Origin of the sequence: Bradyrhizobium sp. BRP19 (assembly GCF_020194195.1) — a bacterium.
Lineage (GTDB): Bacteria > Pseudomonadota > Alphaproteobacteria > Rhizobiales > Xanthobacteraceae > Bradyrhizobium > Bradyrhizobium yuanmingense.
Window position 1 is genome coordinate 20,670 of the sequence record NZ_JADYVZ010000030.1, and the last position, 23,132, is coordinate 43,801.

Sequence of the window (23,132 nt, forward strand, 5' to 3'; positions counted from 1 at the left end):
TCCGCGATCTGCCGATCTGAAAGTAGCCGATCAGCGTAGCTTGCGGTTCTTCGCGCGTCCTGTTGCAGCAGGAAATGCGGAGTACCCGCGCTCTGATGGCGGGTACTCATCGACTTCCAGGATCAGGCGGCCAAGGGGTTCACGTCACGGTGCCAAATGGCGCGCTCGTGAGAGAAGGCCTTGAAGCCGTAGATCGAGTGGTAGGCCCCAATCCCGCTGCCATTGACGCCGCCGAACGGCAGGCTGCCGTCGAAATAATGGCCGGCCCATTGATTGACCGACACACCACCCGAGGTCGTGTGCTGGATGAAGGCCTGAATGAAGCTGTCATCCTTCGAGAAGACGAGCGATCCGAGCGGCTTGCCGTGACGCTGGATGGTCGCGAATGCCTCATCTGCCGTGGCGTACGGCATGACAACCGTAACCGGCCCGAAGATCTCGTCCTGCATGATGTCCGCATTCGAGGGGACGTCGGTCAGGATCGTCGGCTCCATCGTTAGCTCATTGGGGCTCGAGCTGCCGCCGAAAGCCACGGTCGCGCCGCGCTCGACCGCATCGTCGATATAGCCGCGCACTCGTTCGAAGTTGCGGACGTCGATGAACCTGCCTGTCCTGGCGCTGTCGAACTTGGCGCCGGTATAGCTCTGCTCCTTGATGACCGCGGCCATTTTTTCGATGAATGGAGCCTTCAGTTCTTCAGGAACAAGCACGTAATCGATCGACAGGCATGTCTGGCCGTTGTTCATCGTCCGGCTCGTCGCCACGGCCGCCGCCGCCGCATCGAGATCCGCTGTGCGGTCGATGATCGCCGGGTTCTTTCCGCCCAGTTCAAGCGTGACGGACGTGAGGTTCTTCGCAGCGGCCGCCATGACGATCTTGCCGACCTTCGGGCTACCGGTGAAGAACACATGATCGAATGGCTTCTCGAGCAAGGCGTTGGCGACTTCGGAGGAGCCTTCGAACACCGCCACCTCGGATTCTTCGAACACGTCCTTGATGATCGTGCTCAGAACCGCGCTGGTGGCCGGCGCCATGCTGGCCGGCTTGATGATGGCGCTGTTGCCCGCCGCCAGGGCGCTGATCAGCGGCTCGACGCAAAGGTGGAACGGGAAATTCCACGGGCCGAGAATGAGCACGACGCCACGCGCTTCATAGTGAACATAGGCTTTGACAGAGGGATCCTTGATATTCGGCTGGACCGGCGTCGGCGCCATCCAGTCGTTCAGCTTCTCGATCGCTTCGTTGGCCGTGTCGATGCAATTCTGCACGTCGAACGGCATTGCGACCTTCGGACGGCCCATGTCCTGGAAAAGCGCGTCCGCGACCTCTTCCCCCGCCTGCAGAAGGCGGTCCCGAAGGCGGATGATGCGCGCACGGCGCTCCTCAGCGCTGCTGGTCTTCATCTTCCAGATGTTCGCCTGCTGAAGCGCGAACACGCGATCGATTTCCACATTTGCCATGGCTCTATTCCTTCTTTTGATTGATGTGTGTGTGCAGCCGAGCGAAGGGCCGGCTTGGGCAGCCGGCCGCGAAGATCGCTCTGGCGGCTTCGTCCTGATGGTCCGTCGAAGCGGACAGGTCCGCCCACTGATCGATCTCGGCCGAGCGTGCCGCAAGCTCGTTGCGCGCAAACTCGATCGCATCGGAGCCGACGAGGAAGTGGACGGGGGGCTTCTCCGCCCCTGCCATCTTGACGATCGCGGGCCCGAACCTGGTGGGATCGCCAAGCTGCTGGTGGCTGTGGCTCCTGTACGCAGCTTCGACGGCATCGCGGACCTGGTCATAGTCGGCGATGCGGTTGCCGGCGAAGCGGACCGAGCTCGGAGCCAGGAAGTCGGTTCGGAAGTAGCCGGGCGACACCACCGTGACATTGATGCCGAACGACGCGACGTCCTTGGCCAAGTTGACACTGAAGCCTTCGACGGCGAATTTCGACGCGCCGTAGAGCGTGCAGAGGTCGAAGGCGACCTTGCCGCCGATCGAGCTCAGGTTGATGATGTGACCTGACTTCTGTTGGCGCATCACCGGCAGCACGGCGCGCGTGACGCGCATCAGGCCGAACACGTTCGTCTCGAACTGACGCTCGATGTCTTCTTCGGAGGCTTCCTCGAAGAGGCCGAGATGGCCGTAGCCTGCGTTGTTCACGAGGACATCGATGCGGCCAAAGCGCGCGACGGCGGCATCGACCGCTCTCCTGGGCGCCTCGGCATCGATCACATCCAGCGACAGAAACAGCGTGCGGTCGCTGTTGTCGCCAAGGGCCTTACGCACGCTGTTCTCGTCGCGCGCGGTGGCGACCACGTTGTCGCCGGCCGCCAGAGCCGCGCGAGCCACCTCCGCACCCAGACCGCGGGCGGCGCCAGTGATGAACCAGGTCTTCGTCATCGTCTTTCTCCTCTCGATCGTTGGGCGGCTTTTCATGTTCGCCGCGACGAGGAGAAATTCGCCGATACCGTCGATGAGGCGGTAGATCGTTCTTCCGCCAGAATTGCCTGATCCTCCGCGGCCTACCGATCAGGCGAGCATGGCCAAGAGCCTCACGGGAAGGAACGCGTCATCTGGAAGAATAGGCAATTCTGACGGAGCATCGATGTACCCGGCCTATCCTCCCCGCCATTAGAATTTCCGCATGTTTAATTCTTGATGAGGTGCGCCGTGTCACATCTCGAGCGGATGAGGACCCTGGTTACCAGGAATACGCATTCGGACGGAATATTCTCAACGGACATTCCGGCGCTCGCGCTTGTCCGTTATCCGCAAGCCAGTGAGCCGCTGCATATGCTCTACGAGCCGGCGCTCTGTCTTGTCGTGCAGGGCGCCAAACAAGTCGTGCTGGGATCGGATCTCTACCGGTATGACCCAGAGACCTACCTGATCGTATCAGTGGACCTGCCGGTTGTGTCACAGGTCACCAACGCTTCGCGGGAGCGGCCTTTCCTCGCTATCCGGCTTGATCTCGATCTCGCAGCCCTCCGCGACCTTGCCGTCCAATTGCGATTGAGGCCGGGACGCGATCAGGCGCACCAGCCGGGGCTGCAGCTTCACCAGGCCTCCCTTGAAGTCGGCGATGCCGTTTGCCGCTTGCTCGAACTGCTGGATCATCCTGAGAGCATTCCGATCCTCGCACCGATGGTGAAACGGGAGATCCTGTACCGTCTGCTGGTGGGAAGCGGCTCTGCTCGCATTCTTCAAATCGCCGTCGCCGAAAGCCGCCTGTCCCGGATCAACAAGGCGATCGCGATGCTCAAGAACAACTTCCGCCACCCGCTTCGGGTCGAAGTTCTCGCAGACCAGGCCGGTATAAACCTGAGCAGCTTCCACCTGCACTTCAAGCAGGTCACCGGCATGAGTCCCTTGCAATATCAGAAGGCGCTTCGGCTACAGGAGGCTCGACGGCTCATGCTCGGGCTGTCCCTCGACGCGGCCACGGCAGGCTTCAACGTCGGCTATGAGAGCCCTTCGCAATTCTCCCGGGAATATGAGCGGTTGTTCGGAGCGCCGCCGGTGCGTGATCTGGCGCGTTTGCGCGGAATGCCCTCCCACCTGCTGGAGGGATGATGCGGCCATGCCCACAACATGATTGAAGGCGGAACCGCCAAAGCTCCGCCTTCGTAAGCTTCCTCTCCCGCTCAGGCGCGGGCCGGCTTCGATATCATGCTGAACGCGCGCAGATCGAGTTCGCCTTCGACAAGCGAAGGGATCGCCTCGATGAAGCGCTGCATGTGGGGAAACTGGAAATGCGCCGTCAAGTCATCGGCCGATTTCCAGTTTTCGTAGACACACCAGAGCTCCGGGTCATTGTTCGAACGATGGACGTCATAATTGATGCAGCCTGGCTCGGCGCGGCTCGGTTCGACCAGCGCCAGAAGATGCTCGCCGAGTCGCTCGCTCTTTCCCTTTTGCGCCCGGATGAATGCGATGTTGGTCAGTTGGGTCATGGCCGTTCTCCTTCTTCAACGCTCATCGCGTCGAAGCCGAAGATCGGTCATTCCCTTCGTGGGGAGGTAGAACAGGAGCCCGACATCCTTGCACGATCCTACGCCTCACACGAACGCCGGCTCGGTACGCAGCTTCTCTATGTCGCGCTTGGGCGGGAGGCCGAAATGGCGGGAATATTCGCGCGAAAACTGGGAGGGGCTCTCATAGCCGACATTGAAGCCGGCGGTCGCGGCATCCACGGCATGCGTCAGCATCATCCGGCGCGCTTCCTGAAGCCTGATCTGCTTCTGGAACTGGAGCGGGCTCATCGACGTGACGGTCCGGAAGTGCTCATGAAAACTGGACGTGCTCATGTTGACCTGGGCAGCCACTTCCTCGACGCGGATCGACCGCGCATAGTTCGCTTTGATCCAGGATATCGCCTTGCCGATCTGGGACAGCTTGCTTTCGCCATATGCGATCTGTTGCAGACGGCTCGCCTGCTCGCCCATGAGCAGGCGATAGAGGATTTCGCGCTCGGCCAACGGCGCCAGAATTTGCCGGTCGGTCTCCCTTTCGACGTCGAGCAGCGCCGCCATGCGGACGACGGCGTCGAGAAGTTCGTCGGGCGCGGTGCTGACGTCGAGCCCGCTCTTCGGTGGCTCGTGGCGCGCGCCAGTCGGGAAGGCATCCTGGATGACGCTGCTGATCGCGATCGGGTCGAGGTCCAGGCGGAAACACAGATAGGGCCGCTCGGGCGAAGCTTCGAGGATCTGCCCCGTGACGGGCAGCTCGGCGCTGACGATCAGAAACTGCGGGGGCTCATAGAGGTAGATGTTCTCGCCCAGCATCGTTTGCTTGCGACCCTGGGCGACAAAGCAGACGGCGGGCTTATGAAAGACATGGATTGGATCGGTCGGCCTTGTCGAGCAAAGGACATGGACCCTGGCCAAAGAAGTCGCCGATACGCCGTCGCAGGTTACGTTTCGTGATAAAGTGTCGGCCAACTTTTCTATCAGCATTTCCGCCTCTGCTTAACAGTCCGGCCCGAATACGGGAGCGCTCGCCCATCGTATTGAGTTCTCTTCATTATTCATCAGCGTCGCGGCCTCAGCAAGATCAGAGCCTGCTGCAGGGACAGCCACGCGAACATAATGGGTGCACCGGCGCTTGCTCGGCGCCGGCCGCCTTGCTCACGCCCGATCCGTCAGCCAAGCGGAGGGATCACGCCCAGCTGCTGCATGACGGAATAGAGGTTCGCCACGCCCCAATGCTCGGTGATCTTCCCGTTGACCACGCGCATGGCGTCGACCGTCTCGAAGCTGACCCTCCTGCCGGTCGGCGGCACACCGAGGAAGGTGCCGAGATGAGTGCCGTGGTAGGTCTTGTAGGTCGTGACCACATCTCCGTCGGCGCGCTGCCAATGGATCTCAGGCGTGAAGTCCGGAAACGCCTCGCGCAGGCGCCGGTAGAGCTCAAGTACCGCGGCCTTGTCGGGCCGGCCACCGGGCTGCGGCGTATGGTCATGGAAGTTGTCGGCGAACAGCTCGTCGAACAGAGCCCAGTCGCCCCCTCCCTGCACCTCGATAGTATTGCGGCGAACCACCGCCTTGGCGGTCTCGCTGATATCCTGCGTCATCGTCTTCTCCATCTGGCTTGGCTGGCGGGGACCGCCAACCGGCGCGAGGTTCGCAGCATGCCCGCGCCGGTGTTTTGGATGCGCCTTACGCGGCGAGCTTGGCGGCCGTCCTGGCGACGAGCTCACCCTGATGGCGCGCACCCTCGAGCTCGATCTCGGAAGGCTGGCGCGAGCCGTCGCCGCCGGCGATGGTGGTCGAGCCATAGGGCGCCCCACCCACGATCGCTTCCACTGTCATCTGACCGGCATGGCTGTAGGGCAGCCCGACGATGGTCATGCCGAAATGGAGCAGGTTGGTGATGATCGAGAACAGCGTCGTCTCGTTGCCGCCATGCTGGGTGGCGGACGAGGTGAAGGCAGCGCCGACCTTGCCGTTCAGTGCGCCGCGTGCCCACAACCCGCCGGCCTGGTCGAGGAAGGCCGCCATCTGCGACGACATGCGGCCAAAGCGCGTGCCCGTGCCGACGATGATCGCGTCATAATGTTCGAGCTCGGTAACGGTCGCGACGGGGGCGGCCTGGTCGAGCTTGAAATGCGCCTTGCGCGCAATCTCCTCCGGCACCGTCTCCGGCACGCGCTTCACATCGACCTCGGCGCCGCCCTTGCGCGCACCGTTGGCGATGGCATGGGCCATCGTCTCGATATGGCCATAGGAGGAATAGTAGAGAACGAGAACCTTAGGCATGGTGGCCTCCGTGATTGCGGCTGCGGCCTGCCCGCGCCGTGGGTGTCTTGACTGTGCCGACAGACGGGCAAGAGGAGAACCCGAATACGGTCGATCAACAGGTTCGATCTTTTCGGTATGTTGGCGGTCGCCCTCAGATGACGGCCAGGAGACCACCATCGACCTGCAGGACGATGCCGGAGATGTAGCTCGACAGGTCCGAGCCGAGGAACGCGACGGCATCCCCGACTTCCGAAGGCTGGCCGAGGCGGCGCAGCGGCGTGCGCTGGCGGAACCCTTCCGACGCCGCCGCAATGTCCGGCGTGGACCGCAGCAGTTTAGTGTCGATCGTGCCGGGCGCGATCGCGTTGACGCGGATGCCGTCCGGCCCGAGCGCGTCGGCGAGCGACTTCGCCATCAGGACGATGCCGCCCTTGCTGGTGGAATAGGCGACCGTAAAGCCCGCGCCGGCGATGCCTCCCATGCTCGCCATCATGACGATGCTGCCCGTCTTGCCTAGCGCCTTCATCTGCCTTGCCGCGGCCTGCGCTCCGAACAGCGTGCCATCGAGGTTGACGGCCATCAGCCGCCGATAGTCCTCCTCGCTGACGTCAGCGCCGTCGCTCCTCAGCGAGATGCCGGCATTAAGGACCATGACATCGACGCCGCCGAACTCGCGCGCGGCCTCGACCAGTTCGTCGTTGTCGGCCCGGCTTGCGATATTGGACTTCTGGAATTTTGCCTTCACGCCCAGCCGCTGGATCTCGGCGGCTGTAGGCTCGCCGCCCTCGCGCGGCGTCTCGACGATATCCGACACGATCACCGCCTTGGCGCCGTGCCTCGCCGCGGCGAGCGAAATGGCGCGGCCGATACCGCTTGAGCCGCCGGTGACGATGACGCTCTTGCTCTCAAGAATATTGCTCATATGCGTTCTCCTGGCCGCGCGCCGTGGAACTGGGCGCGCGGTGTCTGGATCTCAATTGTTAGGTCGAAGTGCGATCAGGCCTGCTTGATCAGCGAATGCACCATCAGCGGTCCGCCGAACTGCTGCAGCCGGCCGCCCTCGGCCAGCCTGCCGAGCACGATGGGGGCAAAGCCGAGCCGTTCGGCCAGGGCTGCCACCTCGCCGGCGGCCTCCGCGTCGTCGCTGGACAGGAAGACGGTACGGCGCCCGTCCGCCACCTCGGGCTCGGCGGCGAGCACCGCGGCCGGCAAGGTGTTGAAACCCTTCACCACCCGCGCGCCCGGCGCGGTCTCGGCGACAATCTCCGTCGAGGGGCGGCCGCCGAGATCGGCCGGCGTGAACTCGGGGAACTTGATCGCGTTCGTCGCGTCGACGACGATCCGGCCGCCCCAGTCGCCCACGCCGGCGACCGCTTCCGGAACCGCCGTGAAGGGCACGGCGAGGATCACGATATCGGCCGACAGCGCCACGGACAGCTCCGACGGATGAATGCTCTCGCCGAGCTCGCCCGCAAGATCGTTGAGCGAGGCAGCCCCGCGCGTGTTGGCGAGACGGACCGGAATGGACTTGCGGGCGAACTGGCGCGCGAGAGCTGTGCCGATCGCACCGGAACCGATGATGGCGTAGGTCATGACTTGCATCCTTTCTTGACGATGAGTTGTGGGGGATCGCGGTCGCGTCAGGAGACGCGCCAGCGCGGCATTTCAGGGAGAGGAATGAATTCGCTGTCTCCAGGCACGCCACGGAATCGGCCGAACTGCCAATCCTCGGCCGCCTGATCGATCCGCTCGCGCCGGCTGGAGACGAAGTTCCAAAAGATGTGGCGCTTCTCCGGCAGTGGCTCGCCGCCGAGCATTATCAGCCGCGCTGGCCCGTGGGCCACCACAACGATCTCGGAGCCCGGCCGCAGCACGACGAGCTGGTCCTTGCCGAAGCGGCCGGTCTGCCCCTCAACCTCGATCGCGCCGTCGACGACATAGAGCGCTCGCTCGACATGCTCGCCGTCGATGCGGAATCGCGCGCCATCTACAAGCGCCACATCGGCATAGAGCGTATCCGAGAAGACCCTGGTCGGCGCGCGCGCACCGCCGAACGTGCCGGCGAGCAGCCGCACATCGGCGCCCTCGCCGGTGAGGCGCGGCAATTCGGATGCCGCAACATGTTGGAAGCCGGGATCGGTCTCCTCCAGTTCGAGCGGCAGCGCCAGCCAGGTCTGGAAGCCAAACAGCCGGTCCTCGCGCGCGCGGAACTCGGCGCCGCTACGCTCGGAGTGGACGATGCCCCGACCCGCGAACATGAGGTTGACCTCGCCGGGCCGGATCGTCTGGACGTAGCCCTCGCTGTCGCGATGATCCATCTCGCCGTCGATCAGATAGGTGAGCGTGGCCAGGCCGATATGCGGGTGCGGGCGAGTATCGACGCCTTCGCCAGCGCGGAACACCGCCGGCCCGAAGCTGTCGAGGAAGATGAACGGGCCGACCATGCGGCGCTTGGCTGAGGGCAGCGCGCGCCGCACGTCGAAATCGCCAAGATCGCGGATGGCTGGAAGGAGCACTTGCTCGACTGGATCGGTGGTGGATTGCAGGGTCATCGTCGCCTCGCTGGCGGCCGTTCGAGGGCCGCTGATCTAATGACCGATACCTAAGCCCTGTGGACTAAGCGGAAAATACGGATAAGATCGCGCGAAACGTTCGAGGAATTCGATATGATATCCGAGCCAGGAACCCCGACTCTCGATCAGCTGCGGGTGCTCCTGACCATCGTCGATGTCGGCAGCTTCGCGGGCGCGGCCCGCAAGCTCAACCGCGCGACGTCAGTCATCAGCTATTCCATCGCCAACCTCGAGGCGCAGCTCGGCGTGAAGCTGTTCGACCGGGAGACGACGAGGAAGCCGCAATTGACTAAGGCCGGTCGTATGGTGCTGGCGGAGGCGCGAACGATCTCGGGCGGGGTGGATGGGCTCCGCGCCAAGACGAAAGGGTTGTTGCAGGGCCTTGAAACCGAATTGCACCTCGTCCTCGACGTGCTCCTGCCCGAGGAGCGTGTGGTCGATGCGCTCCTGAGCTTCCGGGACGCGTTCCCTACGGTCTCGCTTCATCTCCATGTCGAAACGCTGGGTGCGGTTACGCAGCTCGTGCTCGACCGGGTCGCGACGGTCGGCGTTAGCGGACCGCTCGATGTGGTGGGAGGCGTCGAGCGCATTGGTGTCGGCAGCGTGAGGATGATCCCGGTCGCGGCCCCGCAGCATCCCCTGGCGCTTGCTGGCAAAAACCCGCCGGGCGCCGGGCGCGAACATGTGCAGCTCGTCCTGACGGACCGTTCGCCGCTCACCCACGGCCAGGACTTTGCCGTGGTGAGCGCAAGGACGTGGCGCCTTGCCGACCTCGCCTCGAAGCACATGCTGCTCAAGGCCGGCATCGGCTGGGGCAACATGCCGGAGCCGATGATCAGGGAAGATCTCGAACGCGGCCTGCTAGTGCATCTCGACATGCCCGACAGCATCGGCGGCGACTATGTCATGCACGCCGTCTACCGCGCGGACTCCCCGCCGGGACCTGCGGCCTCATGGCTCATCGAGCGGCTGCGCAATCAGGCCGCCGCGGCTCCGGGTCCCATCTCGCCTGTGCCGGACAGAATGACTGGCTCGCGCGGTGCCGCCGGCCGGCGCACGAAATCGAGACCTTAGATGCGAGGCCGCCGGTTCCTTCCGCAAAGCGCTTCGCAGTCGATGGAGACGGCACGGCTAAACTTCAGACAATCGCTACAAAGTTCACCGACACGCTCCGCAAAGCTAGTCTTTACCAAGGCCGATATGTCCCAGTATCCACTCGATGTGTTGCGTCAGCGCTATGTCGTCGAGAAAAGACCGCTCGAGGCCAGCGTCGAGCAGATCTTGCGGGCCGACACCCGCGCGGGAGCGCAGGCGATCTTGGCTTCAATTGATAAACGCCGCTTCGAAAATAGGTCCGAAGGGCAGCGCCTCCGCAAGATGCTCCGCTTCGAGAGCTCTCTCGGGAAAGCGGCTGTCATGCCGTGGCAGGCGTGGACGAGGCCGGAATGAGCCCTCTCGCGGGGCCGGTCTCCGCCAGTGCCGTGATCCTGAGACCCGGCACGCGGATCATCGGGATCGACGACTCGAAAAAACTCGATTCCGCGTCCCGCGAAGAACTCGCGAAGGAGATCAAGGCAAAGGCAGAGAGTTGGTGTGTGGCGTTCGTGGAGGTCGAGGAGATCGACACGATCAACATCTATTGGGCGGGCGTTCAGGCCATGCAGCGTGCAGTCAAGGGACTGGGATTGACGCCGCAGCACTTGCTGATCGACGCAAAGCGGTTGAAGGAGATCGACATCCCCCATCAGGCCATCATCAAAGGCGACGCCAAGTCCGCCAGCATCGCCGCCGCCTCCATCCTCGCGAAAGTCGAGCGCGACGCGGTCATGCGGACTCTCGAAGCGCGTCACCCCGGCTACGGCTTTGGACCCGTACGCAAAGCTCTCGGGTTGCCGCCCCTACCGCCCTGGCCATCGGCCTCCGCGCGCGAAGTCGGCTGACCGGGGCTTTTGCTCCGAATTCGCTGTCTCATTCTCGCGACCAGCTCTTTTCGCGAACGACGTCCTTGGCCTTTTTGTCGGACCGCAGGCCGAGATAGACTGGCTGGCGCAGCTCGCCCTTGCTGGTCCACTCGGCGAACTTCACTTCTGCGACCAACGAAGGACGGACCCAGGTTGTGACCCGCTCATCCTTCACCTTGACCGAAACGTGAACAGGACCCCGGAACGCCGAGGTTTACCAGCGGACCATAAGGTGACTGGCTTCTTGCACGTGACGTAGATGCCCGCGCGAACGACGTCCGCTGTTGGCCCATCTGCGAAGTTGCGCTGGGTAGCACGGAGGTCCGCTTATCGCGGCAGAGCGGACTAGATTTGCTCAACCTGAGTTCTTCGCAATTTGACCCTCAACGGACATGCGATCAGCAGGGAGCGACACGTAACCGTGGGCAAGTTGGCGAGTGTCCTAATTACGTGACGCCTCGATATTGCGCCCATTCCGCAAGCCGCCTTGCGGCTGCTGCGATCTCGGCCTCTGAGCTAACGCCCAGCCTTTCAAGCAGCCGAGCGCGCTGCTGAGCGATTTGCTGCCGAGTGCCGCCAAGCCTCGCTGCGATCTCCCGGTCGGTCTTCCCGGCAGCAATGCGCCTCAAAAACTGCTTTTCTCGGGGGCTGAGAATTAGCTGCTTCATGTGCGAGTAGTCTGGCCGCTTTTTCCAAGGCGAGATTGATTATCCTCAAATCTAGCGGGCCAAGATAGGTTAAATGCGCCCGCATTGAAACTTACTACGGTGCGAGCCGATGCTGACCGCTGCGGAATGCCAAAATCTGGCGCGAGCTTATAAGAGCCAGGCAAACGAACCGGGACTATCTGGGAGAAGGGCAACTCTCCTCCGCAACATCTCGCGCAGCCTCTCCGGTCTAGCCCACCAACTGGAGATGTTGGCGGCGGATCAGGGTGACGATCTGCGCCAAGCGCGGCAGTGAGGCCGCCTCAGTCGGCGACCGCGTTCATATCGGGCAAAGCCTGCCATGTCGCCTGTTGGCCCATCAGCGAAGTTGGGCTGCCTGTGACGGAGGGCCGTTCATCGCGTCAGGAGCGGACCAGATTCGCTGAACCTGAGTTCGTCCCAGTTTGACCTGTAGCTTGTGGCCACTACCTGACCCTCACAGAGGTGGCCGCTGAGGCCAACTCGGTCGCTCTCCAAGGATCATCTTGACAAAGCTCTGGGGCCCCAGGCGGGCGCCGGCCCTAGGCCTAGCGGCTTCTCTCAGCGACGATTCGGCACGATTATGGCAGCATGTCAGCCGCCCGCATCATCAAGCCGCCGCCCATGTCGGGCGGTGACCGCAAATACTACGCCCGCCAGATTCACAAGGCAGAGGTTACCTTCGCCAATCTTGTCGAGCAGGCGGCCATGGCTCACGTGGCGGCAGACGCTGCACGCGCCCAAGCCTATGCCCTAGATTGCGCGGCCTGGAACACGGCCCTCTTCATCGGAGAACTGGACCACGCGTCGCCCACGATAGCGGCTGCAATCGCCGGAGGATTTTCACTCCTGGAGGTGCGCTGCGAACACTGCAAGCACACCGAGATGATCGACCTTGCCTTGGTCGTACAGCCGCGCGACCGACAGGTCGCGCTGATGCGCAGCTACCTGTACTGTAGCCCTTGCCAACGGACTCTCGGCAAGAAACGTCGGCCCGATCTGATCGGACTTCGTCCCGCCGGTGATCCGCAGCCCGCAGCACCATCACGTCGCACGAAGAGAGCCTCCTGAGGATGTGCAATCTCTACAGCATCACGACGAACCAGGCTGCGATTAGCGCGCTTTTTCGCGTCGTCAATCAGTACGTCGGCAATCTCGCCCCTAAGCCGGGCGTTTTTCCTGACTACAAGGCGCCGATTGTCCGGACCGGCTCGGGCGGCCGCGAGCTGGTCCTGGCGCGCTGGGGCATGCCATCGTCGGCACAGGCTCTGATGGAAGCGACCAAGAAGCGAGCCGCGAAACTCGAGGCGAAGGGCAAGACCGTCGACTTCAAGGAGTTGCTTCGGATGGAGCCGGATTCCGGAACGACCAACATCCGAAACGTCAGGTCGAAGCACTGGACGCGCTGGCTGGGCCCGGAGCACCGATGCGTGGTCCCGTTCAACTCGTTCAGCGAGTTCAACAAGGCGGAAGGCGGCGATGTCTGGTTTGCGCTCGATGAGAGCCGTCCGCTCCTGTGCTTCGCTGTGGACCAACTGGACATCGGTTCGGAAGGTCAAGGAGGGTGAGACCACCAACGATCTATTCGCGTTCTTGACGACCGAAGCCAACGCCGAAGTCGGCGCCATCCATCCGAGGGCGATGCCCGTCATCCTGACCACCCCTGAAGAGGTCGAGACCTGGATGAATGCTCCCGCGGACGAAGCGCTGAAGCTGCAGCGTCCGCTTCCGGACGGTACGCTGCAGATCGTCGCTCGCGGAGTGAAGGAAGATCCGGTCCTCGGAAGCTAAAACGCAGCGTATTCAGCTCACTCGGCGAGCTTCCTATTTGGGCCGCAACCGCCGCTCGACCTTTTTACGGCTGCTGCCAACCTTCTTGACCGCTTTCTTGACAGCGGATGCCGATCGGCGGGTTTTCTTAGCTTCGTACCGCACTTCATAGTCCTGTCCGCCCGCCACGCGAGTGCGGTCCTGTTTGCGGCCACGCGCCGATTGCTTCTTCGCCTTTTTTGCCATGTTCGCTGCAACCTCCATTGTCTTGCCAAAACGCCATGGGTTTCAGAAGGTTCCGTAAGGCGGAGACCACTCACGGCAGCACGCGGAACGAATCACTGCGAAATGACTCGAATCCACGTGTTCGTTGCGTGGAGTTGATTCAGGTGGCGTTGCAGCGTCGGAGGCGGTCGGCGATCGGGGTCAAGGCGCCCTTCCCGGGCTTCATCAAGCCCGTTCTCGCCCAGCAGGTCGAGCGCGTCCCGCGCGGCGATCGCTGGATCCATGCGATCAAGTTCGACGGCTACCGCGCCCAGCTCGACGTCGCCAACCACGACTGGACCAGGAAATTCCGCAAAGTGGCGCACGATGCCGACCTGATCCAGGCGGCGTCGGCCATCATCGACGGCGAGATCGTGGTGCCGGGCGAAAATGGCAAGACCGGCTTCGCGACGCTTCAGAACAGCCTGACGGGCAAGGCCGACAACCTCGTCATGGTCGCCTTCGACCTGCTCTATCTCGACGGCCGCGACCTGCGGCGGCTGCCGCTGCGCGCGCGCAAGGCCGCGCTGAAGAACCTGGTTGCGGGCTTGCCGATCGAATACAGCGATCATTTCGACATGGACGGCGCCGAACTCTATCGGCGCGTCTGCGCCGGCGAGCTCGAGGGCGTGGTCTCCAAGATCGCGGACTCCCCCTATGGCGGCCTGCGCGGCAATTACTGGGTCAAGACCACCTGCGCGCACCGTGAGACGCTGGCGATCGCCGGCTTCAAGATCAAGGACAACCGCTTCGACGGCATCTTTGTCGGCCGGCAGCAGGGTGACGAGCTGCTCTACGCCGGCAAGGTCGAGCACGGCTTCGAGCTGGCCACTGTCAAGGATCTGCAGCAGCGGCTGAACAAGCTGGTGCGCAGGACCCAGCCCTTCGCCAAGCGCATCCCCAACAGCGGCATCTGGGTCGAGCCGCGCCTTGCTGCCGAGATCGAGTATCGCGCCAAGTCGGCCAACGGCCATCTGCGGCACCCATTCTTCATGGGCCTGAGGGAGGATCTGTGATGGCGCGCCTGTCCCACGCCGAGCAGATCGAGCAGAGCTACGATCTCGCCATGATGGCGCTCGCGGACTATCTCACGCACGAACGAGACGCCGAGGCCACGCTCAAAGCACTGATCCGCATTCTCGATCGCGACGCCCTGCGCGATGCCATCACCGAGGTCCTGGTCGACGCCCGCGTACACCTGCGGCCGAAGGTGGACGCGCCGGCGCCATGACCGGTGGCTCGAAAGCCGCGCAATATGTGCGTATGTCGACAGACGCACAAAGATATTCCTTGGAAAACCAAATGGCTGCAATCGCCGCCCACGCCGCTCGGCGTCACATGAAAATTGTGCGTACCTATGCTGACGCCGGCCGCAGCGGGCTTCGAATTCAGGGACGCGAGGGCCTTCAGGATCTCATCCGCGATGTTCAACTGGGCCGAGCCGATTTCGATTGCGTCCTCGTCTATGACATCACCCGGTGGGGACGGTTCCAGGATGTCGATGAAAGCGCCTACTACGAATTCATCTGCAAACGCGCTGGCGTCCGTGTTCACTACTGCGCCGATGAGTTCGAGAACGATGGGAGTCTCGCCTCCATCGTACTCAAGAACATTAAGCGGGTTGCAGCAGCCGACTACAGCAAACAACTCTCGAAAAAGGTCTTCCTGGGTCAGTGCAACGTCGTGTCTCTGGGCTATTGGCGAGGCGGACCGGCCGGATATGGATTGAGGCGCATGCTGCTGGACGATCGCGGCAAGCGTCGAGGCATCCTCGAGTATGGTGAACAGAAGAGCCTGAAAAGTCAGCGCACGATCCTCGTCCCCGGCCCCGCTTCAGAGCAGAAGGTCGTGCGGCGCATCTTCAGCGCATTCGCGAACGAGAAGAAAAGCCGCACGCAGATCGCCGGCGACCTCAATGAAGACGGCATTTTCAACGCGCGCGGCAAGCTTTGGACTTCCCTGACCATCAGCAACACGTTGAAGAATGAGGCCTATGCCGGTCACCTGGTCTACAATCGGCGCTCGCAAAAGCTTGGCGAGAAGCAAGTCACGAACCCTCCCGATATGTGGGTGCGCCGAAACAACGCGTTCAAACCCGTCGTCGCACCGCGCTTGTTCGCGAAGGCGCAGCGGCGGTTGGCGGAGGTCGAGCATGGACGCGTCCTGACCGACGATCAGATGCTCAATCGGCTTCGTGCTTTGCTCCGTCGAGAAGGTCGCCTCTCGCTAAGATTGATGATGACCACGAAGGGAATCCCCCACAGCAAGACCTACGCACAGCGTTTTGGGTCGCTGGCGGAGGCGTTCAGGCGGGTCGGATACGAACCCAAATCCCGCTACTGCTTCAAAGAGACTGCCGCCAAGGCCGACCGTTTGATTGGTTCGGTCGCCCGCAACATCATCGCCGAGGTGGAAAAGCGCAGGCGCAGCATCAGTTTCCTGCAAGAACTGCGCTTGCTGACCATCAGCAGCAGCGTGACTATTTCTCTCGCCCTGGCGCGAGTGGTGTCTGACGGTGAACGGTACTCGCCGCGGGACCCGCGATGGGAACTGCAGCGGCTCAAGTACAAGAAGTCCGACCTGGTCCTGGTCATCAGGCTGCAGCCGAGCCAGGGAGGGATTAAGGATTTCTTCCTGTTGCCCGCCGCGAATCTGCCGGAAACAAGGGACGGGCGGGTCCGGATCTCAAATCGTGTCTTTGCTGAATTCAGGTGCCCTTCGTTCGCAGCTGTAATGAGCGCTCTGCATCAGCGGCTAGACGGACCGCAATGGTCGTGATCGGCAGATCGATGCAAGCGTGCATCCGGGGCCGAAGGCGGAGTGCTAGCGCGGGCATGACAAAGCCCGCGCGAGGGGACACCCCCGGGCCTACATCATTAGCGGACCTGTACCGCAGGCCGTTGCACGGGCAGCTTTTGACCCAATGCAGAAGTCGCTAAACCAATCATTGCCCGCAATCGTCCATCGGCACTTCACGCGCTTGTGTCCCTAGCAAGTCGCTATCTTCATTGAATTACGCTCGTCATTTTATATTATGACCGTAATGGCATTGAGCTGGACCGCTCTTGAGCGGCGGCCGGGTGCCGCCAAACAGCTCCTGGCGAGGATTTCATGGACGACACGACCACTGCCTCATCACGACAAACCGCAGATGTGAGCTCGCTTGGGCTCGCAGCCGCTGCAGCAGCGGTTCGCAAGGGCGACATCACCTCCGAGGCCTACACCGCGGCCCTTTTGCAGCGCGCCCGAGCGCTTGCCGAACTGAACGCCTTCATCACCATCGACGAGGCGGAGGTGCTGGCGGCCGCGAGGGCCGCAGACAAGTTGCGTGCGGCCGGATCGGCGGCCCCGCTCCTTGGCATGCCGCTTGGGGTGAAGGACAGTTATTTGACGAAAGGGCTACCCACTAGTCTGGGAATCGAAAGTCTGGCTCATTTTGTGCCGCGCGAAGATGCCGACGCTGTCCGGGCCATTAGGGAGGCGGGCGCGTTGATCTTCGGCAAGAACAATCTTGTCGAGATGTCTTACGGCTTGACCGGTCACAACGCACGTTATGGTCAGGTGAAGAATCCGCACGCGCGGGATCACATGTCAGGGGGCTCCTCAAGCGGCTCCGCCGCATCCGTGGCTGCTGGACTCGTTCCCGCGTCCTTGGGCGGTGACACCGTGGGGTCCATCCGGGTGCCCGCATCGTTCTGTGGAGTCGTGGGCTTCAAGCCAACCACGGGGCGTTGGCCGCGCAACGGTGTTGCTCCGATCTCCCATACACTCGACACGACGGGCGTATTTGCCCGAAGCGTTGAGGACTGCATTCTGGTTGACGACGTCGTGACTGGCGAACAGGCTGCGGAGTCCCCAGAGGGCGACTACGGCTTGAAGGGAGCCCGGCTTGCCTTCGCCCCGCGACAGTTCCTGGATCTGGTTGACCCCGAAGTCGAGTCCCGATTCCGTGCGGTGGTGCGGCAACTGCAGGACGCCGGCGCCGAGGTCGTGGAAATGGACCTTGGCCACGACTTCAATTCCCTCGTCCAAACGGCGACATGGGGCATCTTCGCTCATGAGACGATGGGCGCGATTTCGGAGTTTCTTCGGCGCCACGCGCTTCCGACTACGTTTGAGGCCATTTACGAAAGCCTTAAGCCTCAGCTTCGGCAGGCGTGGGAGCACATCGTATTGCCAGGTGGTGCAGGTGCTACCTCCGCAGAGGCCTATCAGGTGGCGCTCAACGTGAGTCGGCCGGAAATTCAGCGTCGCCTCGACACGGCGTTCGTCGCTCATGGGGCGTTGGCCATTCTGCAACCGACCACGCCCTGCACGGCGCCTTCGATCGGGGAACAGGCGACCGTCCACATCGCGGGGCAGGACGTCAGCTACCTCGCTCTGGCGAACCACACCGTGTCGGCAAGCAGCGTGGGACTGCCCGGTATCAGCCTTCCTGTCGGCCTGTCTCGCGCCGGGCTGCCGATTGGGCTCGAACTGGATGGCCCCCTAAGAAGTGATCAGCGGCTTCTCAACCTTGCCCGCGGTATCGAAGGCATCTTGGGTGCCAAGTCCGGTTCAACCTAGTGTCGTTGTTGCTTCGCGGGGCGAAGGGGTCCTGCAGACAGCGACAAAGATTAGAGGATCACCAGATGTCCAATGCACTGCACTCAACGCGTGCCATTCCGGTCGAGCACGTTACCATCCGCTCAACAAAGCCCTTCAAGGACGTTCGAGCCAAGCTCGCGACCTTGGCGCCACGCATCGATGACGGGATATTCACTCTCTTGCGATACGGTGAAAGTGAGCGCGCGCTTCGAGAGTTGGAGGCATGTCCGCCGCTCACTATTTTCGGGCAGCGTGACCACGGCGCGCTCCTAGCTGTTGCTGGGCTGACACGCCGATCCATCCAATTTGATATCGGAAATCCGCTCACCGCATCCAAGATGACCCGCCATCGATTGTCGGCGGGGCTCTATGCACCCATTCGCGTCCTTCTGCGCGAGGATGAAGATGGCGGTGTCGCGTTTGAATATGATCGGCCGGCATCCCTGTTCAGTCAGTTTGGCAGCGAACATGTGAATGCAGTTGCCCAGCAACTTGATCGCGACCTCCAGGCCCTATTGGAAGCGGCCGCAGCTTAACGGATATTGATGGAGTGGAGAGAAGATGCGTTTCGAGAAAGGACACAAGGCAGCGACGCGACGACATATCATCGATGTAGCCTCGAAGTGCATACGCCAAGACGGTATCTCCGCCGCCGGGATCGCCGGGATCATGGGCGAGGCCGGTCTGACCAAAGGCGCATTCTCTCCGCACTTCGAGTCTAAAGACGCACTCGTTCGCGAGGCGCTGGCGAGCGCGCTCAACGACCAACAACATCGCCTCGATGAGGATCGGCGGACGGGCCTAGCCCTTGAGGGGGCGATCCGGAGATACCTCAACCGCGCTCACCTCGAAGATCCGGCGAACGGGTGCCCTTCGGCGGCGTTGCTCCCGGAAGTCGCCCGCCAGCCCCTGTCCACTCGCCAGGACTACGAGAAAGCGCTGCGAAGCTACGTTTCGTCGCTGGCTGCACTACTCCCGGGTGCCGACTCTGCAGCGAGCCGCCGTCGCGCGACCGCCATCTTCGGTCTCATGGTGGGCACCCTCCAGTTCGCGCGGGCCGTCCCCGACACCATCCAGGCAGAGCAGATCCTGGAAGGCGGCGTTGAGGCCGCGCTGCAGTTGGCGAGAGTTTGATCTTGCTAAGTTAGGAACGATGCAGCGGTGCGGGAAGATTTGTCACACCGCCGGAACGAGCCAACACTCCGGACGCCCACTAGTTGACCGCCGGCAATGTCTCCTTCTGGCCCCCGTAGGCGACCTTCAACCATGTCTGCTGCCATTGAGCGGTGAGCGGACATGTAGAGCGGCCCAAATCAAGCGCGTGAATAGGCCCAAATCGGCGATCCGCTGGGGCGGCCCGCTTTCGTGGTGATTGGCAGTACAGCCGCGACAGCGGCTCTCACTTAACCAAATGCTTCTGTTTGCCCCGGTAGCCGCAAATACGTGCCGCTCTCATGCAGCTCCAACCAGCCGCGCTCCTGCGCCAACGCAACTGCGACGCTGAATTGTTCGCCCGTGCCGCCCTGTTTCAGGAAAGGCACATTGATCAGCTCGATGAAGACGCGTCCGTCCTGCACGGGTTGAATGCCGCTGGCGATCTCGACCAGCTTGCGGGCGGCCGTTTCGGGGTCGGCTAAGGGGCGAGCAGATGTGTATTTCATAGTGGCGAGAGATACATTGAGTCGCCGTAGCTGACCAACCAAGTGGGTGACTTGGCTTCATTATGAGGCTACTTCGGCTCTTGCCTGCCATCCAGTTCGCGAGCGGCCAAGCTAAGCTCCAGCTCTCTGAGCTGTTCGAGCATGTGTTCTACAATCTCTTCGTAGTCAGATGGCGTGAGGGAATGCACGCCGCGCAAGGTCAGTCGATTGTGGAGGATTGTCGCCATCATGGCTTTAACGCTCATGGGCAGTCTTGGTCCGAAATGGATAGTCATAAAATCGAGCTGAAGTAGACGCCATAGATGCAGGAGGTGCAACCGCACGGCTGCTCGTGTTGGCTCCGTACGATTACGGACCGCTGGCCCTATGTTGCGTTGCGAAGCGCGCGGTGTGAGATCAGGCGCCTCGCTGAATTCGGGTCCTTCGAAACAGTTCATTAGCTTTCGTGTGGCTTGCTAAGAGCGTGCCGATTACCGCCGATTGCGGCACATTGGAATGGGAATGCCGGCCCCGGCTGTTTACCCCAGTCCTGCGGCTGGGGCCGTTTTGAACTTTCGCACCCGTCGTTCAATACGGTTTACAGCCATGTTTAGAGGCATTGCCATCGCGCTATTTGGAATGGGCATCTTTTCGCAGCTTGATCGAGCGTTCTTCTATGGCCGCCATACCGACGCCGCGCTCAAGCTTGCGCGGGAGATGGGCCGAGGCTTTGGGCTAGGATAGCCGGCGCTGCGCTTAAGGTCGCTCGGGGCTACTTCTTCAGAAGCAGTCCCAACGTTCGTGCCATGCGCCTCACCGATCCGGCGTGGCGGCCAAGTTCGGCGGCTATCCTCGCTGTGCCAACTCCCTGCCGAGCCAGCGTGATCAATCGACGAACCTCCTGCTCGGCCCATTGCTTTGGCTTCGGTGTTTTCATGGTGAGCGCGACCTGCAAAAAGTCGGAGAAGCTTCTCGGACGATCGTCACGTCGAGAGAGGAGATATGTAGCTTCGGTCTAAGACGGTCGGTATCACCGCGCCATCGAACAGCACGGTCACGCCGGGGCTGCGAATACTTGTTTCAACAATGGTGCCGGTCTTGTGGGCGAACTCTGGGAACTGAACAATTCCCAGCTCGCTCATCTTGAAACGACTGCCGACAACAAGCCTGTCATCCTGCTCAGCGCTCATTTTGCAATCCGAACCCGTCTCTTCGTGAGCCGATATGACGCTTCTGAAGGCTTGCCTTCGCCTTCGTCCTTGCTGTGACGAATTGAACTCCGACGTGAGACCCGTCCACCCAAACCAGCTCGCAGCGCCGAAATGCCAGTCCGGTGGACGACAGAACCAGGAAGAATTCCTGTGCCTTCAGGGGGTCCGTTGAGCCCTCGACCTCAAGCTTGGCGCCGCTAGCAGAGGCGTCAACGAGAAGGCAGCTTCTTCTCCACGTGCCATCAACACCCATGATGCTCACGATGTGTTTGTGTTCAAAGCGAACGCGGCGCGCCTTTCGATTGTCCTCTGTCATCTGCAATCCACGATCTCAAATTAGTGAATTCAAATAAACAGGCCGCCTCCCTGCGCGTCTCTGCAATCAGCAGATCGATCCGCGCCGACTGAGCCAGTAGAGTGCTTCTGGTCATCTCATTCAGCGAGGTCTGTCCGACGATCAACCGGATGCAGCCATTCGCGAGTTCAAGAATGAAGACCGCCTGACGAGCGTCCTCTATTGTCTGAATTTCGAGAGCTTGAACTCGCGACAACAGAGCGGCGATGTTGGCGAGAATGTCAGGCAGTTTCTGGCGCGAGCGGGACGTCTTGGAGCTCGCGTTGTGCGGCTGGCGAAATTTAAGCACCGACGACATCGTCGTAATCTCTATTTGGTTCGGCGGCAGTGCCGAAAGGTATCGCAATGAAAATACAGGTATACGCGAGTACAAAAACAGGCCCACTCGGGCAAACATTGCGGTAGTAAGAACGGCCACGCCTATCGACCGTAGAAGTCTGTGTTCAAAGATTTAACTCAAAGCGGTTGAAAAAAAGTTAGCAAGTTGCGAGCAACCGGTATCGTAGTACGCAGGTTGCATCGAGAGCGGATCGAAATTCGGCGGGCACAATGATCGAATACTCCGGGCTAGCCGTGCGGTGAAGCAGAAGTCGCTGAGCGTTGCACGTTTGCAACCCGCATAGCCGTTCGAGGTGGTAAGCTGAGCGCTCAGAATGACTGAAACATATTTCGTGCTTTCTTCAATACGATTAGCGGGGGGCGAAAAGTGTTTGATGTCTATCGCAATGAGAAGCGCGGTTTTCTCGTTCTAAGCACAGGCTCTGCGATACCAGCAGTTTACTCCCAGAATAAGTGGCGCAAGAGCAGAAAACGAGTTCTCAAAGTCAGCGACGAGATCAAGTCAGCCGTTCAAAGACAGGGCTATTACGTTCGCAGCTTGCGGGTTACCAAGGACCAAATGTGATCTAAGTCGAGCAGGGCAGCGATGCGCGGGCTGTCGGTCGCCGGGTTCGTAATGGCTCGTCGGCCGCGCGCTGGCCGAGGCTGGCCTGATGAACAGGCGAACCCTGAGGGTCCATAGGTTTCTGACGACGAGCCTAGACGAGCGATCGAAGGCGATCTAGCTGGATTGTGCGCGCAACCAAGGTTGCCCTCGCCCCTCGCCAACCCCCAAGCGAGCTAGCGGGATCGCCACAACAGTGGAAAGTTCCTTCGAGAAAGGAAATCCATTGTCATGGCTTCAATCAAAATCCGCGAAGATCGCGTTCGTCGTCAGCTCGCCAAGCGGGATAGGCGTCTCTGCAAGACGCCCGCGCGATCCTGGCTGCGAGCATTCTATAGCCCCGGCTATGACGGCTACTGGACTAACCCGCGTTCTCTCTCATTTCATGACTTCCGATGTTGGCCCATCGGCGAAGTTGCGCCTCGGCGGTCGCAAGTCCGCTCGTTGAGCCAGAGCGAACCAGATTTGCTCGATCTGAGTTCTTCGCGTTTTGGCCCTAAGCGGAAGTCGTCCAAAGATTCAGGCGTCTTTTCCGGACGCACGAGATCGTATACTCTTTAAATAGCTGTCGTCGCAGGCGGGAATGCCGAATTCCTCGCGGGACTGAACGGACAGCAGTCGTGCCATCGGCAGCGTTGCACTCGAAAAACCGACTTCCTTTTTCGCCGGTCCTTCAGCATTCGCATTCCAACGCGGGTGCGCGCAAGGCGCGCCCGGATGCTTGGAATCTGAAACGCGGGCCCCAGAGCGTGCCTGCAAGGGAGGAGATCTCCATGGCTGACCACCCCACCATTTCGACTGAATATGACCTGGCATCGCCGACCCTGCCGACCACGGCGGTCACTCGCCGCTCGCTCCTCGGCGGGGCCGGCATCGCAGTTGGCGCCGCCGTGCTTGCGTCTCCGCCGGGTATGTCCG

29 protein-coding genes and 2 pseudogenes are annotated in these 23,132 nt (G+C 61.7%); 14 read left to right on the forward strand and 17 right to left on the reverse strand.

What is annotated here, in order from left to right; genetic code table 11:
- Positions 1–122: 122 nt before the first annotated feature.
- Both I6F36_RS36765 and I6F36_RS36770 read right to left on the reverse strand, forming a co-directional pair.
- Complete coding sequence (locus tag I6F36_RS36765) at positions 123–1,460, reverse strand: aldehyde dehydrogenase family protein (protein ID WP_225173134.1); 1,338 nt, start codon at positions 1,458–1,460, stop codon at positions 123–125.
- Positions 1,461–1,464: 4 nt separating this feature from the next.
- A complete protein-coding gene (locus tag I6F36_RS36770; RefSeq protein WP_225173135.1) occupies positions 1,465–2,385 on the reverse strand; it encodes an oxidoreductase in 921 nt (306 codons plus the stop codon).
- A gap of 270 nt (positions 2,386–2,655) precedes the next feature.
- Between I6F36_RS36770 and I6F36_RS36775 the strand changes: the two genes are divergently transcribed.
- Positions 2,656–3,558, forward strand: coding sequence for an AraC family transcriptional regulator (locus I6F36_RS36775; protein WP_225173136.1), 903 nt, complete (start codon positions 2,656–2,658; stop codon positions 3,556–3,558).
- Between the two features lie 71 nt (positions 3,559–3,629).
- Here I6F36_RS36775 and I6F36_RS36780 read toward each other — a convergent pair whose 3' ends face one another.
- From I6F36_RS36780 to I6F36_RS36810, 7 genes are all read right to left on the reverse strand, one after another.
- On the reverse strand, positions 3,630–3,938 hold the full coding sequence (locus I6F36_RS36780; protein WP_225173137.1) for a putative quinol monooxygenase: 309 nt from the start codon (positions 3,936–3,938) through the stop codon (positions 3,630–3,632).
- A 105-nt stretch (positions 3,939–4,043) separates the two neighbouring features.
- On the reverse strand, positions 4,044–4,940 hold the full coding sequence (locus I6F36_RS36785) for an AraC family transcriptional regulator (RefSeq protein WP_225173138.1): 897 nt from the start codon (positions 4,938–4,940) through the stop codon (positions 4,044–4,046).
- A 185-nt stretch (positions 4,941–5,125) separates the two neighbouring features.
- Entirely contained in the window at positions 5,126–5,557 is a 432-nt protein-coding gene (locus I6F36_RS36790) for an ester cyclase (RefSeq protein WP_225173139.1), read from the reverse strand.
- An 85-nt stretch (positions 5,558–5,642) separates the two neighbouring features.
- Complete coding sequence (gene wrbA, locus I6F36_RS36795) at positions 5,643–6,242, reverse strand: NAD(P)H:quinone oxidoreductase (RefSeq protein WP_225173140.1); 600 nt, start codon at positions 6,240–6,242, stop codon at positions 5,643–5,645.
- Between the two features lie 133 nt (positions 6,243–6,375).
- Positions 6,376–7,146 carry an SDR family NAD(P)-dependent oxidoreductase gene (locus I6F36_RS36800; RefSeq protein ID WP_225173141.1) on the reverse strand — a complete coding sequence of 257 codons (771 nt, stop codon included), beginning with the start codon at positions 7,144–7,146 and terminating at the stop codon, positions 6,376–6,378.
- Between the two features lie 74 nt (positions 7,147–7,220).
- Positions 7,221–7,826 (reverse strand): NADPH-dependent F420 reductase, encoded by a 606-nt coding sequence (locus I6F36_RS36805; RefSeq protein ID WP_225173142.1) that lies wholly within the window; start codon positions 7,824–7,826, stop codon positions 7,221–7,223.
- Between the two features lie 38 nt (positions 7,827–7,864).
- A complete protein-coding gene (locus I6F36_RS36810) occupies positions 7,865–8,776 on the reverse strand; it encodes a pirin family protein (RefSeq protein ID WP_225173143.1) in 912 nt (303 codons plus the stop codon).
- 117 nt (positions 8,777–8,893) lie between these two features.
- Between I6F36_RS36810 and I6F36_RS36815 the strand changes: the two genes are divergently transcribed.
- From I6F36_RS36815 to I6F36_RS36825, 3 genes are all read left to right on the forward strand, one after another.
- Positions 8,894–9,871: a LysR family transcriptional regulator gene (locus I6F36_RS36815; protein WP_225173161.1), complete on the forward strand. Its 978-nt coding sequence runs from the start codon at positions 8,894–8,896 to the stop codon at positions 9,869–9,871.
- Between the two features lie 126 nt (positions 9,872–9,997).
- Entirely contained in the window at positions 9,998–10,246 is a 249-nt protein-coding gene (locus I6F36_RS36820; RefSeq protein ID WP_225173144.1) for a hypothetical protein, read from the forward strand.
- A complete protein-coding gene (locus tag I6F36_RS36825) occupies positions 10,219–10,737 on the forward strand; it encodes a ribonuclease HII (RefSeq protein WP_346656707.1) in 519 nt (172 codons plus the stop codon). Before I6F36_RS36820 ends, I6F36_RS36825 begins: the two co-directional genes overlap by 28 nt.
- A 28-nt stretch (positions 10,738–10,765) precedes the next feature.
- On the opposite strand, the pseudogene I6F36_RS36830 reads toward I6F36_RS36825, so the two are convergent.
- Together I6F36_RS36830 and I6F36_RS40110 are read right to left on the reverse strand one after the other, a co-directional pair.
- Positions 10,766–10,936: pseudogene (locus I6F36_RS36830) on the reverse strand (DNA ligase); the annotation flags it as partial.
- A 268-nt stretch (positions 10,937–11,204) separates the two neighbouring features.
- Positions 11,205–11,426, reverse strand: a complete 222-nt coding sequence (locus tag I6F36_RS40110; protein WP_225173145.1) for a LuxR C-terminal-related transcriptional regulator — start codon at positions 11,424–11,426, stop codon at positions 11,205–11,207.
- A gap of 609 nt (positions 11,427–12,035) precedes the next feature.
- On the opposite strand from I6F36_RS40110, the gene I6F36_RS36840 reads away from it, so the two are divergent.
- Together I6F36_RS36840 and I6F36_RS36845 are read left to right on the forward strand one after the other, a co-directional pair.
- Positions 12,036–12,515 carry a hypothetical protein gene (locus tag I6F36_RS36840; protein WP_225173146.1) on the forward strand — a complete coding sequence of 160 codons (480 nt, stop codon included), beginning with the start codon at positions 12,036–12,038 and terminating at the stop codon, positions 12,513–12,515.
- A 2-nt stretch (positions 12,516–12,517) separates the two neighbouring features.
- A pseudogene (locus I6F36_RS36845) lies at positions 12,518–13,235 on the forward strand (SOS response-associated peptidase).
- Positions 13,236–13,268: 33 nt separating this feature from the next.
- On the opposite strand, the gene I6F36_RS36850 reads toward I6F36_RS36845, so the two are convergent.
- Positions 13,269–13,460, reverse strand: a complete 192-nt coding sequence (locus tag I6F36_RS36850) for a DUF3606 domain-containing protein (RefSeq protein WP_225173147.1) — start codon at positions 13,458–13,460, stop codon at positions 13,269–13,271.
- 143 nt (positions 13,461–13,603) lie between these two features.
- Between I6F36_RS36850 and ligD the strand changes: the two genes are divergently transcribed.
- The 6 genes from ligD (at position 13,604) to I6F36_RS36880 (ending at position 19,199) form a co-directional block, all read left to right on the forward strand.
- Positions 13,604–14,494, forward strand: a complete 891-nt coding sequence (ligD, locus tag I6F36_RS36855) for a non-homologous end-joining DNA ligase (RefSeq protein ID WP_225173148.1) — start codon at positions 13,604–13,606, stop codon at positions 14,492–14,494.
- Positions 14,494–14,709 carry a hypothetical protein gene (locus I6F36_RS36860; RefSeq protein WP_225173149.1) on the forward strand — a complete coding sequence of 72 codons (216 nt, stop codon included), beginning with the start codon at positions 14,494–14,496 and terminating at the stop codon, positions 14,707–14,709. The genes ligD and I6F36_RS36860 overlap by 1 nt, the downstream gene beginning before the upstream one ends.
- Positions 14,706–16,256, forward strand: coding sequence for a recombinase family protein (locus tag I6F36_RS36865; protein ID WP_276573752.1), 1,551 nt, complete (start codon positions 14,706–14,708; stop codon positions 16,254–16,256). Before I6F36_RS36860 ends, I6F36_RS36865 begins: the two co-directional genes overlap by 4 nt.
- A 333-nt stretch (positions 16,257–16,589) precedes the next feature.
- Positions 16,590–18,044, forward strand: a complete 1,455-nt coding sequence (locus tag I6F36_RS36870; protein WP_225173150.1) for an amidase family protein — start codon at positions 16,590–16,592, stop codon at positions 18,042–18,044.
- Between the two features lie 65 nt (positions 18,045–18,109).
- Positions 18,110–18,601, forward strand: coding sequence for a DUF302 domain-containing protein (locus I6F36_RS36875; protein WP_225173151.1), 492 nt, complete (start codon positions 18,110–18,112; stop codon positions 18,599–18,601).
- Positions 18,602–18,626: 25 nt separating this feature from the next.
- Positions 18,627–19,199, forward strand: a complete 573-nt coding sequence (locus I6F36_RS36880) for a TetR/AcrR family transcriptional regulator (protein ID WP_225173152.1) — start codon at positions 18,627–18,629, stop codon at positions 19,197–19,199.
- A gap of 269 nt (positions 19,200–19,468) precedes the next feature.
- Here the strand turns inward: I6F36_RS36880 and I6F36_RS36885 are convergent, their stop codons facing one another.
- From I6F36_RS36885 to I6F36_RS36905, 5 genes are all read right to left on the reverse strand, one after another.
- Positions 19,469–19,726 (reverse strand): hypothetical protein, encoded by a 258-nt coding sequence (locus tag I6F36_RS36885; protein ID WP_225173153.1) that lies wholly within the window; start codon positions 19,724–19,726, stop codon positions 19,469–19,471.
- A gap of 68 nt (positions 19,727–19,794) precedes the next feature.
- The gene (locus I6F36_RS36890; RefSeq protein ID WP_225173154.1) at positions 19,795–19,971 is read right to left on the reverse strand and encodes a hypothetical protein; all 177 of its coding nucleotides are present in this window, start codon (positions 19,969–19,971) and stop codon (positions 19,795–19,797) included.
- A gap of 717 nt (positions 19,972–20,688) precedes the next feature.
- On the reverse strand, positions 20,689–20,895 hold the full coding sequence (locus tag I6F36_RS36895; RefSeq protein WP_225173155.1) for a hypothetical protein: 207 nt from the start codon (positions 20,893–20,895) through the stop codon (positions 20,689–20,691).
- Entirely contained in the window at positions 20,885–21,232 is a 348-nt protein-coding gene (locus I6F36_RS36900) for a PilZ domain-containing protein (protein WP_225173156.1), read from the reverse strand. The genes I6F36_RS36895 and I6F36_RS36900 overlap by 11 nt, the downstream gene beginning before the upstream one ends.
- Complete coding sequence (locus I6F36_RS36905) at positions 21,192–21,569, reverse strand: hypothetical protein (RefSeq protein ID WP_225173157.1); 378 nt, start codon at positions 21,567–21,569, stop codon at positions 21,192–21,194. The genes I6F36_RS36900 and I6F36_RS36905 overlap by 41 nt, the downstream gene beginning before the upstream one ends.
- A 408-nt stretch (positions 21,570–21,977) precedes the next feature.
- Here I6F36_RS36905 and I6F36_RS36910 point away from each other — a divergent pair, with 408 nt between their 5' ends.
- Both I6F36_RS36910 and I6F36_RS36915 read left to right on the forward strand, forming a co-directional pair.
- The gene (locus I6F36_RS36910) at positions 21,978–22,175 is read left to right on the forward strand and encodes a hypothetical protein (protein WP_225173158.1); all 198 of its coding nucleotides are present in this window, start codon (positions 21,978–21,980) and stop codon (positions 22,173–22,175) included.
- Between the two features lie 812 nt (positions 22,176–22,987).
- The coding region (locus tag I6F36_RS36915; RefSeq protein WP_225172381.1) for a twin-arginine translocation signal domain-containing protein at positions 22,988–23,132 on the forward strand (145 nt) is incomplete at its 3' end.